General features: G+C 69.7%; 16 protein-coding genes. 5 read left to right on the top strand and 11 right to left on the bottom strand.

The window, feature by feature from the left end; all coding sequences use genetic code 11:
- Positions 1 to 16 precede the first annotated feature (16 nt).
- Genes VIL76_RS07525 through VIL76_RS07515 form a run of 3 tightly spaced genes read left to right on the top strand, consistent with a single transcriptional unit; the run spans position 17 to position 3,032 of the window.
- Positions 17 to 1,726 (top strand): GMC family oxidoreductase, encoded by a 1,710-nt coding sequence (locus VIL76_RS07525; protein WP_332044385.1) that lies wholly within the window; start codon positions 17 to 19, stop codon positions 1,724 to 1,726.
- The gene (locus tag VIL76_RS07520; RefSeq protein ID WP_332044384.1) at positions 1,723 to 2,352 is read left to right on the top strand and encodes a gluconate 2-dehydrogenase subunit 3 family protein; all 630 of its coding nucleotides are present in this window, start codon (positions 1,723 to 1,725) and stop codon (positions 2,350 to 2,352) included. The genes VIL76_RS07525 and VIL76_RS07520 overlap by 4 nt, the downstream gene beginning before the upstream one ends.
- Entirely contained in the window at positions 2,352 to 3,032 is a 681-nt protein-coding gene (locus VIL76_RS07515; protein ID WP_332044383.1) for a DUF1080 domain-containing protein, read from the top strand. Before VIL76_RS07520 ends, VIL76_RS07515 begins: the two co-directional genes overlap by 1 nt.
- Here VIL76_RS07515 and VIL76_RS07510 read toward each other — a convergent pair whose 3' ends face one another.
- Genes VIL76_RS07510 through VIL76_RS07480 form a run of 7 tightly spaced genes read right to left on the bottom strand, consistent with a single transcriptional unit; the run spans position 3,033 to position 10,429 of the window.
- Positions 3,033 to 3,806 (bottom strand): DUF1080 domain-containing protein, encoded by a 774-nt coding sequence (locus VIL76_RS07510; RefSeq protein WP_332044382.1) that lies wholly within the window; start codon positions 3,804 to 3,806, stop codon positions 3,033 to 3,035.
- The gene (locus VIL76_RS07505) at positions 3,803 to 4,351 is read right to left on the bottom strand and encodes a gluconate 2-dehydrogenase subunit 3 family protein (RefSeq protein ID WP_332044381.1); all 549 of its coding nucleotides are present in this window, start codon (positions 4,349 to 4,351) and stop codon (positions 3,803 to 3,805) included. The genes VIL76_RS07510 and VIL76_RS07505 overlap by 4 nt, the downstream gene beginning before the upstream one ends.
- Positions 4,352 to 6,079 (bottom strand): GMC family oxidoreductase, encoded by a 1,728-nt coding sequence (locus tag VIL76_RS07500; RefSeq protein ID WP_332044380.1) that lies wholly within the window; start codon positions 6,077 to 6,079, stop codon positions 4,352 to 4,354.
- A gap of 1 nt (position 6,080) precedes the next feature.
- The gene (locus tag VIL76_RS07495) at positions 6,081 to 7,142 is read right to left on the bottom strand and encodes a sugar phosphate isomerase/epimerase (protein ID WP_332044379.1); all 1,062 of its coding nucleotides are present in this window, start codon (positions 7,140 to 7,142) and stop codon (positions 6,081 to 6,083) included.
- Positions 7,139 to 8,257 carry a Gfo/Idh/MocA family oxidoreductase gene (locus tag VIL76_RS07490; RefSeq protein ID WP_332044378.1) on the bottom strand — a complete coding sequence of 373 codons (1,119 nt, stop codon included), beginning with the start codon at positions 8,255 to 8,257 and terminating at the stop codon, positions 7,139 to 7,141. Before VIL76_RS07490 ends, VIL76_RS07495 begins: the two co-directional genes overlap by 4 nt.
- On the bottom strand, positions 8,254 to 9,189 hold the full coding sequence (locus VIL76_RS07485) for a sugar phosphate isomerase/epimerase (protein WP_332044377.1): 936 nt from the start codon (positions 9,187 to 9,189) through the stop codon (positions 8,254 to 8,256). Before VIL76_RS07485 ends, VIL76_RS07490 begins: the two co-directional genes overlap by 4 nt.
- Positions 9,190 to 9,205: 16 nt before the next feature.
- Positions 9,206 to 10,429 carry an MFS transporter gene (locus tag VIL76_RS07480; RefSeq protein WP_332044376.1) on the bottom strand — a complete coding sequence of 408 codons (1,224 nt, stop codon included), beginning with the start codon at positions 10,427 to 10,429 and terminating at the stop codon, positions 9,206 to 9,208.
- A 104-nt stretch (positions 10,430 to 10,533) separates the two neighbouring features.
- On the opposite strand from VIL76_RS07480, the gene VIL76_RS07475 reads away from it, so the two are divergent.
- Both VIL76_RS07475 and VIL76_RS07470 read left to right on the top strand, forming a co-directional pair.
- Positions 10,534 to 11,541: a LacI family DNA-binding transcriptional regulator gene (locus VIL76_RS07475; protein WP_332044375.1), complete on the top strand. Its 1,008-nt coding sequence runs from the start codon at positions 10,534 to 10,536 to the stop codon at positions 11,539 to 11,541.
- Positions 11,538 to 12,029 (top strand): hypothetical protein, encoded by a 492-nt coding sequence (locus VIL76_RS07470; protein WP_332044374.1) that lies wholly within the window; start codon positions 11,538 to 11,540, stop codon positions 12,027 to 12,029. The genes VIL76_RS07475 and VIL76_RS07470 overlap by 4 nt, the downstream gene beginning before the upstream one ends.
- Here the strand turns inward: VIL76_RS07470 and VIL76_RS07465 are convergent, their stop codons facing one another.
- The 4 genes from VIL76_RS07465 to VIL76_RS07450 all read right to left on the bottom strand — a co-directional run bounded on the left by VIL76_RS07465 (position 12,030) and on the right by VIL76_RS07450 (position 16,298).
- Positions 12,030 to 13,832, bottom strand: a complete 1,803-nt coding sequence (locus VIL76_RS07465) for a hypothetical protein (RefSeq protein WP_332044373.1) — start codon at positions 13,830 to 13,832, stop codon at positions 12,030 to 12,032.
- A gap of 83 nt (positions 13,833 to 13,915) precedes the next feature.
- Positions 13,916 to 14,227, bottom strand: a complete 312-nt coding sequence (locus tag VIL76_RS07460; protein ID WP_332044372.1) for a hypothetical protein — start codon at positions 14,225 to 14,227, stop codon at positions 13,916 to 13,918.
- 241 nt (positions 14,228 to 14,468) lie between these two features.
- Entirely contained in the window at positions 14,469 to 15,146 is a 678-nt protein-coding gene (locus VIL76_RS07455; protein WP_332044371.1) for a nitroreductase, read from the bottom strand.
- Positions 15,147 to 15,155: 9 nt separating this feature from the next.
- A complete protein-coding gene (locus tag VIL76_RS07450; RefSeq protein ID WP_332044370.1) occupies positions 15,156 to 16,298 on the bottom strand; it encodes a zinc-binding dehydrogenase in 1,143 nt (380 codons plus the stop codon).
- Between the last annotated feature and the right edge of the window lie 7 nt (positions 16,299 to 16,305).

Below are 16,305 nucleotides of genomic sequence, written 5' to 3'. Positions count from 1 at the left end.
CGGCCAAGGGGGGCGCATGGCTGAACCCTACGACGTGATCATCGTGGGCTCCGGCGCGGGCGGCGGGATGAGCGCCTACCACCTCACGCGCCAGGGCCTGAAGGTGCTGATGCTGGAGGCGGGCCGGAACTATGATCCGGTCACCGAGACGCCGATGTACAACATCCCGGCGCAGGCGCCGCTCAGGGCCACCTCGACCCCGGACAAGCCGTTCGGTTTCTACGACGCCACGATCGACGGCGGCTGGGAGGTGCCCAACGAGCCCTACACGGTCGCAGAGGGTTCGGAGCCCTTCACCTGGTGGCGGCCACGGATGCTCGGCGGGCGGACCAACCACTGGGGCCGCATCTCGCTGCGCTTCGGACCGCTCGACTTCAAGCCGCGCAGTCGCGACGGCCTGGGCCACGACTGGCCGATCACCTACGACGACCTGGCGCCCTGGTACGATCGCACCGAAAAGCTGATCGGCGTCACCGGCGCGGGGCCGGCGCTGGGCCTGACCAATACGCCGGACTCCCCGCCCGGCTGCCTCCTGCCCTCGCCGCCTCCGCGCGCGTTCGAGATGTTCTACGCCCGTGGGTTCGAAGCCATGGGCATCCCGGTCGTGCCGATGCACGGCGCGGTCCTCACCGGCTCCGTCGAGGAGATGAACGGGCGCAACACCTGCGTCTTCGCCACGCCGTGCGGCCGCGGCTGCTCGATCGGCGCGAACTTCCAGTCGACCACCGTGCTCCTGCCGCCGGCCATGAAGACCGGTAACCTGACCATCGTCACCAATGCCCTGGCCTACCAGGTCGACCTCGACGCAGCCGGCAAGGCCAAGGGCGTCTCCTACGTCGACCGCCGCACGGGCGAGCACCACGCGGTCACGGCTCGCGCGGTCGTGCTGGCGGCGGGCTCCGGCGAGACAGCGCGCATCCTGCTGAACTCCAAGAGCGCGAAGTTTCCCGACGGGCTGTGCAACACCCACGGGATGGTCGGCCGCTATCTGATGGACACGGTGGGACTGAACGTGTCCGGCCAGTTCCCCGCCCTGGAGGACCTGCCGCCCACCAACGACGACGGCATGAGCGTCGAGCACACCTATGTGCCCTGGTGGGGCTACGACAGGCACAAGGAGCTGGGCTTCCCGCGCGGCTACCACATCGAGATCGGCGGCGGCCGCGGCATGCCGTCGATGGGCACGGCGGGCCTGCTCGCCGACGACGACATGAGCGTGGGCGACGAGCTCCGCGCCAACCTGCGCCGCCGCTACGGCAGCCGCATCGGCTTCAACGGCCGCGGGGAGATGATCCCCAACGACGACTGCTACTGCGAGCTCGACCCGAGCGTGAAGGACAAGTGGGGCATTCCGGTCCTGCGCTTCCATTGGCGCTGGGGCGAGGCCGAGACCCGCCAGGCGGGGCACATGGTGCAGACCTTCACCGAAGTGATCGAGCGGCTGGGCGGCAAGGTGCTGGGCAAGCCGGAGACCGACGGCCGCAAGGCGATCTCGAAGGGCGGCGAGATGATCCACGAGGTGGGCACGGTGCGCATGGGCGCCTCGGAGAACGACTCAGTGGTCAACCAGTACGGCCAGGCCTGGGCGGTGCCGAACCTGTTCGTCACGGACGGGGCGGTGCTGGTCTCCAGCCCCGACAAGAACCCGACCCTGTCGATCCTGGCGCTTGCCTGGCGCTCCAGCGACCACCTCGCCACGCTCGCCAGGCAGGGAGCGTTGTCATGAGCGACGAAGCGCCCAAGGCCTATGTCTCGACCGTCGACCGCCGCACGGCGCTGATCTGGGTCTCCGCGGCCGCGGCGGCCGGCATGGCCGGCACGGCGGTGGTGTTCGGCCCGAAGGTCCCGAAGCCCGAATCCGTCAAAGGCTACGGCACTGACCCCAACCTGGTGAAACCGGCGCCGGCGCCTTGGCCCCGGATCCTGACCAAGGACGAGCTGCAGGCCACCGCCGTCCTGGCGGACTTCATCCTGCCGGCCACGGCCACCGCCCCGGCGGCGAGCGCGCTGGGCATTCCCGACTTCATCGACGAGTGGGTGAGCGCCCCCTACCCGGACCAGGTCAAGGACCGGCCGATCGTCCGCGACGGGTTGAAAAAGCTGATCCCGGACATCGTGCGCGGCGATGCGGCCAAGCGTACTGCGGCGCTCTCCGCCCTGCCCCGTTCGACGGGCGACGACCGTGAGTTCTTCCGCAAGTTCCGTCGGCTCGTGGTCGGCGCCTATTACACGACCGAGGTCGGGTTCAAGGATATCGGCTACATTGGCAACGAGGCGCGCGGCTCCGATCCCGGCCCCTCCGCCGAGGTGAAGGCCGTGCTGGAGCAACGCCTGAAGGCGCTGGGGCTTTGATGAAGGCGATCGTACTGGGGCTGGTGCTGGCGACGATGGCGACCGCCTCCTCCGCAGCCGAGAACACCCTGACGGCGGCCGAGAAGCGGGCCGGCTGGAAGCTGCTGTTCGATGGCAGGTCCACCGCCGGCTGGCGCGGCTTCAAGGCGCCGGCGCCGGACCCGGGCTGGACGGCAAAGGACGGTGTGCTGTCGCCCGACCCGAAGACGTCCAAGGACATCATGACCAGGGAGACGTTCGGCGATTTCGAACTCGCCTTCGACTGGAAGATCAGTCCGAAGGGCAACTCCGGCGTCATGTTCCGCGTCACCGAGGACGGCGGCGAGACCTATCACAGCGGGCCCGAGTACCAGGTGCTGGACAACAGCCGCGGCGAGCCGCCGAAGCAGCGCGCGGGCGCGCTCTACGATCTTTATGAGCCCGCGACCGACGCCACGCGTCCTGTCGGCGAGTTCAACCAGGGGCGCATCGTGGTGCGCGGCGGCAAGGTCGAGCACTGGCTGAACGGCCAGAAGGTGGTGGCCTACGACATGGACTCCGCCGAGTTCACGGCCCGCGTCGCCGCCAGCAAGTTCAGGGCCTGGCCGCCGTTCGCGCGGTCCCGCTCCGGCCACATCGCCCTGCAGAACCACGGCGATCCGGTCTGGTACCGCAACATCAAGATCCGGCCGCTCAAGTAGCTAGTCCTTCAGCTCCATCACCTCGATCTTGCGGAACTCGATCGGGTGCCCCTCGGCCTGCAGCGAGATGTAGCCGGAGGTCAGCGGCGCAGCGGTCCGCGCGCCCGGATCAACGTTGGCGAAGCGCTTGAACTCCGACGGCTCCAGCCGCACGTCGCCGTACTCGAACACCTTCTCGCCGTTGACGAAGTGGCGGATGACCTTGCCGCCGCGCACCTCCGCCTCGAAGCGCACCCATTCGCCATCCGCGATGGGCCTGGCCGGCGAGTTGCGGCAGTGCTCCTTCATCACCTCGCCGGCGACGGTGACGGTGGTCCCCGGCGTGCAGAGGTTGCCGGTGCCCCGCGCCTCGCCGGCCACGACGCCCAGGAACTGGGCTTCCAGCGAAATCGGGAACGGCTGGTCGAGCGCCATCTCGCCCGGCGCCTGACCGTGCAACATGACGCCGGAATTTCGGATCGCCCAAGCCGGCGTGCCCGGCGTGTCCGGCCCCACGAACCGGTACTCCAGCCGCAGCCGATAGGACGAAAGCGGGGTCTTGTAGACCAGGTGCCCGAACTCGTCCTTGAAGCGGTCGTACTTGTCGTAGCTGACGACCAGCTTGCGGTCCTTCACCCGGAAGGTGTCGCGCCAGTTCTCGCCCAGCGGATGGTGGTTGATCTTCGGGGTCCAGCCTGTGAGGTCACGGCCGTTGAAGATTGGGCGCCAGCGCTCGGCTGCGCCCGCATGGGAAGCGATGGCGGCCAGCGCCAGCACCAGCAGCGCGCGCCTCATGACGTCGCCCAGGCGACGCCGATCTCCTTCACCGGGACACAGCCGCGGTACTCACCTGGCACAGGATCGTAGCGCAGCACCTTGGTGGCGCCGGTTTGGGAGGTGAAGTAGCCCACCGTCGTCAGCTCCCTCAGCGTCAGGAACCAATGCGGCTTCGGCGGGCGCTGGGTCGCCAACGTCCGCGCCTCGGCCTCCGCCTGCCGCAGCCGCACGTCCTGCTCGGCTGCCGGCAGTGCGGCGAAGCCCGCGCCGAGGTCCCGCAGCCCCAGCTTCAGCCGCTGCACGTCGTCGGCCTCGCACCAGTCGGCGAGCGCGCGGTCGATGAACTGCGGCACGCCGACGCCGATCGCGCCGGGCGTGCTGGTCGCGGGGATGATCCGCTCGGACGCCGCGGCCAGGGTGCGCGCCTCCTCCAGCGAGAGCGCCCGCGGGTTCCAGGTCAGCACCGCCTGCGCGGCCTGGGCCGAGGTCACCACAGGCACAGCCCAGATGGCCGCGACCCCGCCGAGGAAGGTCTCTCTGCGGTTCAGCATGGGAGCGTTCATCTAGAGGTCTCCCTTCTTGCCGGCCTCGACCGCGAAGGCCGCGGCCCGCGCGGTGAGCGCCATGTAGGTCAGCGACGGGTTCACGCAGGCGGCCGAGGTCATCGCCGCCCCGTCGGTGATGAACACGTTCCTGCACTCGTGCATCTGGTTGCGGGCGTTGAGCACGCTGGTCTTCGGGTCGCGTCCCATCCGCGCCGTGCCCATCTCGTGGATGCCGAGGCCCAGGGCGTAATCGCCGTCGTACGGCCGGACGTTCTTGAACCCCGCGGCTTCCAGCATCTCGGCGGCAGACGCCGCCATGTCCTTGCGCATGGCCTTCTCGTTGTCTCGGATCGCCGCGTCGAAGGTGATGGTCGGCAGGCCGTGCTTGTCCTTCACCGCGGTGTTCAGCGTCATGCGGTTGTCGGCGTAGGGCAGGATCTCGCCGAACCCGCCCAGGCCGATGTTCCACGGCCCGGGATTGATCAGCGCCTGCTTGCGGTCCGCGCCGAAGCCGCCGGGCTCGCGGTCCCAGCCCGCGCGGCCCGCCCCACCCTGGTAGCCGAAGCCGCGTATGTAGTCGGGACGCTTCGTCTTCGCGTCCCCCAGATTGCGGAACCGCGGCACGTAGAGGCCATTCGGCCGCCGGCCCGAGTAGTACATGTCGTCGAAGCCCTCGACGTCGGCCCGCGCGCCGGCGCCAAGATGGTGGTCCATGATGTTGCGGCCCACCTGGTCGCTGCCGTTGCCGAAGCCGTTGGGGAAACGCCTGCTCCTGGAGTTCAGCAGCAGCCACGCGGTCGGGATCGCCGAGGCGCAGACGAAGATCACCTTGGCGTAGAAGTCCTCGGTCTTGCCGGTCTGCGCATCGAGGATGCGGACGCCGTCCGGGCGGTTCTTCTTCTCGTCGAAGACGATCTCGGTCACGATGGAGTTCGGCCGGATCTTCAGCCGCCCGGTCCGCTCCGCCGAGATGAGCGTCGCGGAGTTCGAGCTGAAATAGGCGCCGAAAGGGCAGCCTCGGATGCAGAGGTTGCGGTACTGGCACTTGCCGCGTCCGAGCGCGAGTTGCTCCTCGGTCGGCGCGGTCAGGTGCGCGGTGCGGCCGATGGTGATCCGACGGTCGGGGAAGCGCTGCTCGGCCTTCGACTTGAAGGCCTTCTCGACGCAGTTCATCTCCATGGGCGGTTGGAAGACACCGTCGGGGAGTTGCGGCAGGCCCTCGGGCTGCCCCGAGACGCCGATGTAGCGCTCCACGTGGTCGTACCAGGGCTTCAGGTCGGCGTAGCGGATCGGCCAGTCGACCGCGATGCCCTCGCGGGCGTTGGCGGTGAAATCGAGGTCCGACCAGCGGTAGCTCTGCCGCCCCCAGATCAGCGAGCGCCCGCCCACGTGGTAGCCGCGGATCCAGTCGAACCGCTTGGTCTCCGCATAGGGGTTCTCGTCGTCGCGGACGAAGAAGTGCCGGGTGTGTTCCGTAAGCGCATAGCCGGTGCGCTGCTGCACCGGATAGCGCGCCTTCATCTCCTTCGAGGGAAGCCGCCCGCGCGGGTACTTGGTCTCCCACGGCGCGGTGTTCGCGGTTGGATAGTCCTCGATGTGCTTCACCGGCCCGCCGCGCTCGAGCACCAGGACCTTCAGCCCCCGCTCGGTCAGCTCCTTCGCCGCCCAGCCGCCGGTGATGCCGCTGCCCACGACGAGGGCGTCGTAGGTGTTCTCCTGCCGCGCCTTGATGTTGAGGTTGGCCATCTCATTTGCCCCCTAGGCCGAGGAGCCGCCGGTTGGCGGCGGCGTCCGCGCCCGAGCCTGCGAAATCGTCGAAGGCCCGCTCGGTCACGCGGATGATGTGGTTCCTGATGAAGGGCGCGCCCTCGGCGGCGCCGTCCTCCGGATGCTTCAGCGCGCACTCCCATTCGAGCACCGCCCAGCCGGGATAGTCGTACTGGGCGAGCTTGGAGAAGATCGCGCCGAAGTCGATCTCGCCATCGCCCAGCGAGCGGAAGCGGCCCGGCCGGTCCACCCAGCCGAGATAGCCGCCATAGGCGCCGGCGCGCCCGTTCGGCCGGAACTCGGCGTCCTTCACATGGAAGGCGCGGATGCGCTCGTGGTAGCGGTCGATGTAGTGGAGGTAGTCCAGCTGCTGCAGGACGAAGTGGCTGGGGTCGTAGAGCAGGCAGGCGCGCGCGTGGCCGCCGACCTCTTCCAGGAACCGCTCGTAGGTCGCCCCGTCGTGCAGGTCCTCGCCGGGATGGACCTCGTAGCAGCAGTCGACGCCGGCCTCCTCGAAGACGTCGAGGATCGGCCGCCAGCGCCGCCCGAGCTCGGCGAAAGCTTCCTCGATCAGCCCCGCCGGCCGCTGTGGCCAGGGGTAGAAATAGGGCCAGGCGAGCGCGCCGGAGAAGGTGGCGTGCGCCGTCAGCCCCAGCCGCTGGCTGGCCTTGGCCGCGGCCTTCACCTGGGCGACCGCCCATTCCTGGCGCGCGGCGGGCTTGCCGCGCAAGTTCGCCGGGGCGAAGCCGTCGAAGAGCTCGTCATAGGCGGGATGGACCGCCACCAGCTGGCCCTGCAGGTGGGTGGAAAGCTCCGTGACCTGCAGTCCCTTGTCCGCGAGCATGCCCCTGACGTCGTCGCAGTAGGCCTGGCTCTGGGCGCCCTTCTCCACGTCGAAGAGGCCGCCCACGCCGGTCGGCAGCTGCAGCCCCACATAGCCCAGGCCCGCCGCCCAGTCGGCGAGCGTCTCCAGCCTGTCGAACGGCGGCTCCGCACCCTGGAATTGGGCTAGGAAGATGCCCGGTCCTTTGATCGTCTTCATGCCGCCACCTGCAGGTCGACCCACCCCTTGCCGCTCGCAGCCACGGCAGCCTCCACGAAGGCCATGCTGCGCACGCCCTCGGCTATGCTCGGCACGAGGCCGGCCTCGGCACTCCCCTTCGTCACCGCGTCGGCGAAGTCGCGATAGAGGTTGGCGAAGGCCTCGATGAATCCTTCCGGATGGCCGGCCGGTATGCGCGAGGCGCCAAGCGCTAAGGGCGTCAGGTACGACGATGCGGCGTGCATGGTCTGGCTCGGCGCATCCAGCCAATCGAGGGTGAGCTCGCCCGCCCGCTCATGCCACCAGGTGAGGCCGCCCCGCTCGCCAAACACCTGCAGCCGCAGCCCGTTGCGGGCGCCCGCCGAGATCTGCGAGGCGACGAGCACGCCGCGCGCCCCGCCCTCGAACCGCATCAGCACGTTGCAGTCGTCGTCGAGCCCCCGGCCCGGCACGACGGTGGAGACGTCCGCGCAGAGCTTCTGCACCCGCATACCCGTCACGAACTCGGCGATGTTGAAAGCGTGCACCCCGATGTCGCCGATACAGCCCGCGCCGGCCTGCGCCGGGTCGGTCCGCCACTCGGCCTGCTTGGCGCCGGTCCGCTCGACGGGCTCGGAGAGCCAGCCTTGCGAATATTCCACGATGACCTTGCGCACCGCGCCGAGCTCGCCCCGCCGCACGATCTCGCGGGCTTCGCGGACCATCGGATAGCCGGTGTAGGTGTAGGTGAGCCCGTAAAGCCGCCCCGAGGCCGCCACCGTCTGCGCCAGCGCCTGCGCCTGCGCCAGGTCGCGGGTGGCCGGCTTGTCGCTGACGACGTGCAGCCCGGCTTGGAGCGCCGTCCGCGCCGGCTCGAAGTGCAGGTGGTTCGGCGTCACCACCGCCAGCACCTCCGCGCCGTCCTCGCGCCCGGCTTCCGCGGCGATCATCTCGCGCCAGTCGGCGTAGCCTCGCACGCCCCAGGTCCGCGCGGCCTCCTCGCTTTTGCGCGCGTCGCGGCTGAACGCGCCGGCGACCAGCCGCATGCGCCCGTCCAGCTCAGCCGCCATCCGGTGCACCGGGCCAATGAAGGCGCCCGGTCCGCCGCCGACCATGGCCAGGCGGATCGGTCTCATGCGTTCACGCGCGCCAGGAAGTCGTGGCTGATCTTGGCGGACTCGATCCGCGGATGGGCGAACGGCGGCTCCTGCTCGACGAAGAAGCCTCGGACGCCCGTGGCGTGCGCCGCCGGCAGCAGGCGCTTCCAGTCGATCGTGCCCGAACCCACCTCCGTAGGATCCATGCGCAGCGCGAAGTTCGTCAGGGTCGTGGCCTTCACGTCCTTCACGTGCATCAGCGTGAAGCGGCCCTTGTGCTTCTGCAGGTACGCCAGCGGGTCGACGCCGGCCGCGACCATCCAGCCGACGTCGGCCTCGAAGGTGACCAGCGAGGGGTCGGTCTCGGCGAGCAGGATGTCCATGCCCGTGGTCCGGCCGTGCGGCGCGAACTCGAAGTTGTGGTTGTGGTAGCCCACCTTGATCCCGGAGCGCTTCAGCGCCGCGGCGTTCCTGTTCAGGTACTCGGCGTTGAACTTCCAATCGTCGGCGGTGAGCGCCGACATCATCTTGCGGTAGTCGCCGCCGGCCGCCTGGGAGACACGGTCGGGCACATAGGGGCTCGGCATCACGGCGTAGGTCGCGCCGAGGGTGGCGAGGTCTTCTGCAAGTTTGCCCAGGTCGGACTCGAAGCTGCCGGTCGCGCCGCGCGCCTGAATGTGGGCGCTGGGCGCCTTCAGGCCGACGCGGTCGAGGGCGGCTTTGAACTGCGCCGGCGTACGACCGGCGAAGCCCGCCAGCTCGATGGCGCGGTAGCCGATCTTCGCGACGGCCGCGAGCGTGCCGTCCAGGTCCTTCTGGGCGTCCGGGGCGAGCGTATAGAGCTGGATGCCAATCGGCAGGCGGGTGCGCGCGAAGAACGGCGCAGCGTGCGCGTCGGTGGTCACCGTCGCGCCCAGCGCCGCCGCGCCGGCCGCCAGGAACGTCCGCCGGTCGAGGTGTTGTTGAGCCACGGCAGGTCTCCTTCGATCACGCGGCCACCGCACTGGGGCGCTTCTCAGGCGGGCGGAAGAACAGGGCGAGGATCAGGGCGGCGACCACCGCCATGCCGGTCGGGACCATGAACAGGCTGCGGTAGTCCACCGCCGCGGCGCCGTCGGGCCCCGCGATGGTCATCGAGCCCATCAGGGTCGGGAAGAGGAAGCTCGCCGCCACGTTGCCGACGCCCAGGATCAGCAGGTTGAACAGCCCCTGGGCCGACGAGCGCACGTCCTTGGGGAACGCCGCGTCGACGAAGATGTACACGGTGGCGAAGAAGAAGGCGTAGGCGATGCCGTGAAGCAGCTGGACGGCGATGATCGTGGGGATGCTGTCGGCGAAGAAGGCGAAGACCGCGAACCGCGCCGCGTGGCCCAGGATGCCGACGATCATGGTGATCTTCCAGCCCAGCCGGATCAGCACGCCGCCGAGCAGGAACATCGTCACGATCTCGGCCAGCTGGCCCAGGCTCAGCACCACCATCGACACGTTGCCGGCGATGCCCACGCGCTGGGTGAGGTAGGCGTCGGCCATGACGAAGTAGCCGTTGTGGATCACGCTATCGATGAAGGTGACGAGGAACAGCACGCCGACGAACGGCACGCCGAGGAGCTTGATCGCCTCGCGCCAGGCCAGCGGGTCCGCCGCCTGGTCGCCGCGCTTGGGCGGGGTGTGCGGCAGGGTCAGGCTGTAGGCGGCGAGCGCGAACGAGACGATCGCCGCGACGATGAATATCGAGCGCACCTGGTGCGCGTCGGCCTGGCCGCCCAGCAGGAAGATGAACGGCCAGCTGACCAGGATCCACCCGACGGTGCCGCCCATCCGGATCGCCCCGAAATCCTTGGCCGGATCCCTTAGGTTGGCGAAGGCGATGGCGTTGGAAACCGACAGCGTCGGCACGTAGAGCAGGCTGAACACGAGGTAGGCGGCGAAAAACGGCCAGAAGCTGGTGAGGAAAGCGCAGGCGAGCAGCGCCAGGCCGCCCAGCAGGTGGCTCCCTGCCAGGAACCGTTCGGCGGCGAAATTGCGGTCCGCGAACTGGTTGGAGAAGAAGATCCCGAGCACAGCGGCGATGCCCCAGGCGCTGCCGACCAGCGACTGCTGCCAGGGCGCGAAGCCCAGCATGCCCATGTAGGGGAACAGCTTCGGCGCCCAGGCGCCCCAGACGGCGAGCTGGAGCACCATCATCAGGAACAGCCTGACCTGAACCGTCATGGGATATCGCCTCCCCGCGTTTCCCTGGGCGGCGAAGCTCCTTGAACGGCTCCGCGCGTCCGATGTAATCGATTACACGAACCTCAACCGTACGCAACAGGCCCATGGCGACGATCCAGGACGTAGCGCGCGACGCCGGCGTCTCCACCGCGACAGTCTCGCGCGTGCTGAGCGCGCCGGAGCGGGTGGCCGAGCCCACCCGGGCCCGCGTCATGGCGGCTGTCGAGCGGCTGGGCTACGCGCCGAATACGGCGGCGAAGTCCCTACGAACGCTGAGGACCGGCAAGATCCTCGTCACGGTTCCGGACATCTCCAACCCCTTCTTCTCGCAGGTTATCCGCGGCGTGGAAGAGGCCGCCAGCGCAGCAGGCTATTCCGTGCTGCTGGGCGACACCCGCCACGAGGAGGAGCGCGAGGAGCAGTACGCGGCCATGCTCCGCCGCAAGGAGGCCGACGGCCTGATCTTCCTCGGCCACCGCCTGCCGGACTCCCTCGCCGAGCTGGCGGCCGCGCTCGGCCCCCGCGCGCCGATCGTCAACGGCTGCGAGTTCAGCCCGGAGCTGGGCGTGCCCTCCGCCCACATCGACAACGAACGCGCCGCCGCCGAGGCCATGGAGCATCTCTACGGCCTGGGCCACAGCCGCATCGGCGTGGTGACCGGCCCGCTGGCGAGCCCGCTCAGCCGCGACCGCCTCACCGGCGTCCAGGCCGCCGCGGCCCGCCGGGGCCGCTGGGCGCTGCAGGTGGCGCAGGGCGACTTCTCCATCGAGTCCGGGCTGGAGCAGACATTGGGCCTGCTCGACGCCGACCCGCCCCCGACCGCCGTCTTCTGTTTCAGCGACGAGATGGCCATGGGCGCGTTGGAGGCCATCCGCCGGCGCGGCCTGAAGTGCCCCGCCGACGTTTCGCTCGTCGGCTTCGACGACATCCGCTATGCGCGCCACCTCGACCCGCCGCTCACCACCGTAAGCCAGCCGATGCCCGCCATTGGCCACGAGGTCGTGCGTTTGCTGCTCGACGTGCTCGCCGGCCGCGTCGACACCGTGCGCCACGTCACGCTCGCGCACCGGCTGGTGATCCGCGCCAGCACGGCCGCGCCGACCCGAGGATGACGCCTCTCCTCCTCGCAGCCGCTCTCGCCGCCGGTCCGGTGGAGCGGCTGAACGACCGGTTGCTGCACGGCGACAGCGCCACGGCCGTCTTGCAGACCCTCTGCGACGTCCCCATCCAGGTCCGCCGGCTGGACAATCGCCCCGAGCCTCGGCCGCCGGCATGGGTGCGCGCATCCCTGAAGCCTGGCCGCGGCGAGCCCGTGCACTACCGGCGCGTGGAGCTGGTCTGCGGGGCGGAGGTGCTGTCGCGCGCCGACAACTGGTATCTGCCCGCCCGGCTCACGCCCGGGATGAACGGCGAGCTGCTCACGACGCAGACCCCATTCGGGCGTGCGGTCGGCGGCATGGGCTTCAAGCGCCGCACGCTGCGCATCGAGCGCCCCGGGCAGCCGCTGGCCGTGCTGCGCCACCGCACCGTGCTCGTCGGTGCGGATCGCCGCCCCTTCAGCGTCGTGCAGGAGGCCTATTCGGCCGCCGACGCGCGCTAGCTACTGAGCGCCTACCGCCGCATAGCGGAACAGCCGGAATCGATAACGCTGTTGCGCCCGGATGTTCGCCGCCACCCGGCCGTGCAGGTTCTCGTCCCACGCGCCCCAGCGCTGCATGAAGGCCGCAGCTGCGGCGCGGTCGCCGCTCTCCTGCAGCGCCAGCACCTGCTGCAGCAGGTCGCGCACGGCGTCATGGTAGCGGCCGTAGTCGATCGACATCTTCGCCGTCGCCGGATCGAAGCTCAGCACGCTGCGGTCGAGGAACCAGTTCCACTGCATCAGCTGCATCATGTTGTAGGGCTGCTCGCGCCGCGGCCGGTTGTTCTGCAGCACCCGCAGGACCCCGCCCGCGTACACCGAGCGGAGCTGGGCCTCCGTGTAGTAGCCGCGCCGGCGCAGCTCCTGGGCCACGTAGAGCGACACCAGGTCCGCCTTCATCTCCTCGAGCAGGCCCGCGTCCGCGCCCAGGGCGACGTCGAGGACCTCTCCTGAGTTCGTCAGGTCCGGCCCCAGGTAGTGGCCCACCTCGTGCCAGAGCGTCCGGTAGAACGTGGCGTCGGCCGTGAGGTCCTTCGCGAACGCCGGCGCCACGGCGGCCGCGAAGGTGTCCCCGGAGCTGCCGAAGATGTCCGGGTTCCGCATGATGTTGGTGCGCAGCAGGATGATGCTGCCGTAGCGCTCCACCAGATACGGCTCGTTCGGCAGGTTGGTGGCGGTGTTGCCCCCGCGCGCCTGCCCAAAGTCGGCGATCACGTCGTAGACGCCGACGGGGATGTCCTCCTGCACCTTCCTGTGGCGCCGGGTGGGCAGGCTGTCCTCCAGCGCCTGGATCCCCTGCATCGCCTTGCGCAGCGCCGCCCCCTCCTCGTTTCGTGCAGCCAGCAGGCTCAGGCTGTAGAAAGCCCGCGTTCCGAGGAGCTCGTCGTCATAGGTCTCGTAGGCGCCGATCTGGGCATTGAGGTTCTTGAACCGCCCCTTCAGCCAGGCCGCGTCGCCGGATTCGTAGTCATCGGCGAGCAGGTCGCGGGCGCGGTTGCGCAGGTACTTCGCGAACGCCCAGTCGCCGGACTCCACCGCCTCCGCCGCCTCGTTCAGCAGCGCATGGGCGCGGATCATCTGGTCGGCATAGGCCAGCGAATAGGGCGCGGCGTAGAGGACCTTCGCGTCGGGCCGGCGGGCGAGCCGCTCTAGCCGGCGCCGCAGCCCGGGGTGCAGGGTGTCGAGAACCGGGTACTGGCGAAGCTTGGCGAGATCGCGCTGCAGCGACGCGGCGTCGGCGCGCCGGACGACCGAGCGCAGATCCGTCAGCGCCGCCCGCTCGGCCGGATGGGCGGCGATGAAGCCTTCGATCTCGGCCTTGGTGAGGCCCCACGGATATACGTTCTTGCCCGGCGCCTCGGCATCGGTCGCGACGAAGGCGACGCGGCGGTTCTCGAGCGTCGTGGCGATCGGCCCCTGAAACAGGTCGTAGAGGGTGGCGAGGCTCCTGCCATGCGCGTCCGTGCGCTTGGCGAGCGCCGCGCGCACGGCCAGCGCGCTGCGATGGCGCTGCAGCTCATAGACGTCTTGGAAGATCCCGCCGACCTGGACGAGCTTGTGCACCGCCGTCTGCTCGCCGGGACTGAGGTGGGAGAGGTCCGGCTTCAGCGTAAGCGTCTGGGTCTTGTCCAGGATGGCCTGAGCCTGGAGGGGGCTCCACTCTGCCGTGGCGGCAGGCTTCGGCTGCGTGAGCCCGGGTGCAGCCAGGAAGCACGCCAGCACTGTCGACACGGCGGCGACGACGCCGCGCTTGATCAGCCTCATGATGACCTTCCCCCGGATGCCGGCCCACCATACAGCCGCGCTCACCCGGGCAAAGCCTGGTGGGTGACGCTGGGCTGGGTCGGCTATTCCGCCGCGGCCGCTTCGGTGATCCGGTGCGCCGCGGCGATATCGGCGTGCTCGTTCTCGCGCGAGCTGCGGGCGACGTTCAGGCGGATGTAGAGGTGGTGCGGCCCGCGGCCCGCAAGGGCCGGCGCCTCCTCGCGCACCTTCGACAGGTCGTTGGTCACGCCCAGGTGCGCCAACGCATAACCGTCAGGCTTCGTGCGCAGGAGCGCATAGTTCCCAGCGATCCGCAGCGGCGTCGCGCCCTTGGGAAGAAGCTTGAACCGGTAGGTCGCGCCCGAGGCGCCAGGAAGATCGACAAACTCTTTCATACTGCACCAACGCGCGTCCCCTATATGCCTATGGAAGACGCGGCGGCATCCGTCGAGGCCCCATGAGGTCGCCACGTCGCCGCATCCACAACTTCTCGCACGGACGCGAGGCGCCCTCCCCTCCGGCTCACTGGGTCGAGGGCGCCGACCAGGAACGGTGCCGCGGGCTATAGCCCCAATGCCGCGGCGCGCAGCTTGGCCGGTCACCCGTCTCCGCCCGGGCGGTCCGCCGCGCCGCGCCCTAGTCGTCGAAACCCACGAACACGGTCGCCTCGGCGACCGACTTGCGTTCGGAGACCACCGCATTGGCCGGGAAGGTCTCGTCGGGCCAGCCCAGCGCTATGCTCTTCATGATGACCTGGTCGTCGGCGATCCCGGCGTGCTCGCGCACCACCGGCGACTGCATGATGCCCTGGCTGTTGATGACGCAGCCCAGTCCCCGGGACCAGGCGGCGTTGACGAGCGCGTTGGTCACCTGGCCGCAGTCGAAGGGCGTGTCGTCGCTGCCGTCGAGCACGCGGTCGTAGGTGACGATCACGCAGACCGGCGCATCGAACTGGCGAAAGCCGCGCATGACCCAGTCGTGGCGGCCCTCCTTGTCCTCGCGGGCGATGCCCATGGCGGCGAACAGCTGCTTGGCGACGCCGATCTGCCGCTCCCGGTGCTGGCCGGCGAACGGCTGGCCGATGCGGAACTCGCGCGAGTGCGGCACGCCCGCCAGGTTCCGCTCGGTATTGCCGGCGCGGATCCTGTCCAGCGGCTCGCCGGTGACCACATAGAAGTTCCACGGCTGGGTGTTCATCGACGACGGAGCCCGCATGGCCAGGCCGATGATCTCCTCGATCAGCTTGCGGGGCACCGGGTCGGGCTTGTAGCCGCGGATGCTCCGGCGGCCGAGAATGACGTCGTCGAACTGCATGGATGACCGCTACGCGAGGGACGGATTGATCAGGTACTTCTCGCCCGTGGCGCGCCGCATGTAGCCCTTGATCACCTCCGGATCGAGGACGTCGCGCAGCGAGATCTCCTTCGTGTAGTGGCTGGCGAAGGTGGTCTTCAGCTCGCGCAACACCCGCTCGCGCAGCTTGCCGGCCTGCTCCGGGCCGATCTTCTGCAGGAAGGGCGTCAGCAGCCAGCCGCCCAGCGCCCAGGAGAAGCCGAAGGCGCGGTTGAGCTCGGTCGGCCCGGGATCGAGCCCGCCGTAGATGTAGACCTGCTTGAAGGTGTCCGAGCCATATCGGCTGTAGGTGGTCATCCGCGCCACCGCGGCGGCTTCCATGGCGGTGAGCAGTTGCCCCGCGAGCCGGCCGCCGCCTATGGCGTCGAAGGCGATCGTCGCGCCGGTCTCGGTGATCGCCGCGATCAGGCTGGCCATGAAGTCGGGCGCGCTCGAGTTGACGACGTGCTTGGCGCCTGCGTCGCGCAGGATCGCGACCTGCTCGTCGCTGCGCACCACGTTCACCAGCCCGATGCCGTCCTGCAGGCAGATGCGGTTCAGCATCTGCCCCAGGTTGGACGCTGCGGCGGTGTGCACCAGCGCCGAGTGGTTCTCGCGGCGCATGGTCTCCACCATGCCCAGGGCGGTGAGCGGGTTGACGAAGCACGACGCGCCGTCGGCGGCGCTTGCGTCCTGCGGCAGCGGCAGGGTGTCCCGCACCTTCAGCGTCCGGTACTCGGCGTACATTGCCCCGCCGAGCATGGCCACGCGGCGCCCCATGAGCGCCTGCGCCTCGGGCGAGGCCCCGGCCCGGACCACCGTGCCGGCCCCCTCGTTGCCGACCGGCAGGGCCTGGTCGACCCGCGCCGCCAGCATGGTCATGGCGCGCGGCGGGATGTCGGCCGTCACGGCCGGCAGGTCGGAGCTTCCGGTGGTCCGCAGGCTGGCGAGGTCCGCGGGGCCGAACAGCAGCCCGATGTCGGACGGGTTGATCGGGGTCGCTTCCACCCGGACCGTCACTTCATCGGGCGCCGGATCGGGCTGCGGGACGCGGGCCAGCGCCACCTCGACCTGTCCGCTGGACCGCACGTTTGAGGTCAGCTGCAGGCCCTCGATGGTCGCTTGGTCGCTCATGGACGTA

The sequence above is a fragment of the Phenylobacterium sp. genome, from assembly GCF_036563285.1.
Lineage (GTDB): Bacteria > Pseudomonadota > Alphaproteobacteria > Caulobacterales > Caulobacteraceae > Phenylobacterium.
The sequence above is the reverse complement of the archived record's forward strand: the minus strand, read 5'-3'. Positions and strand labels throughout refer to the sequence as shown.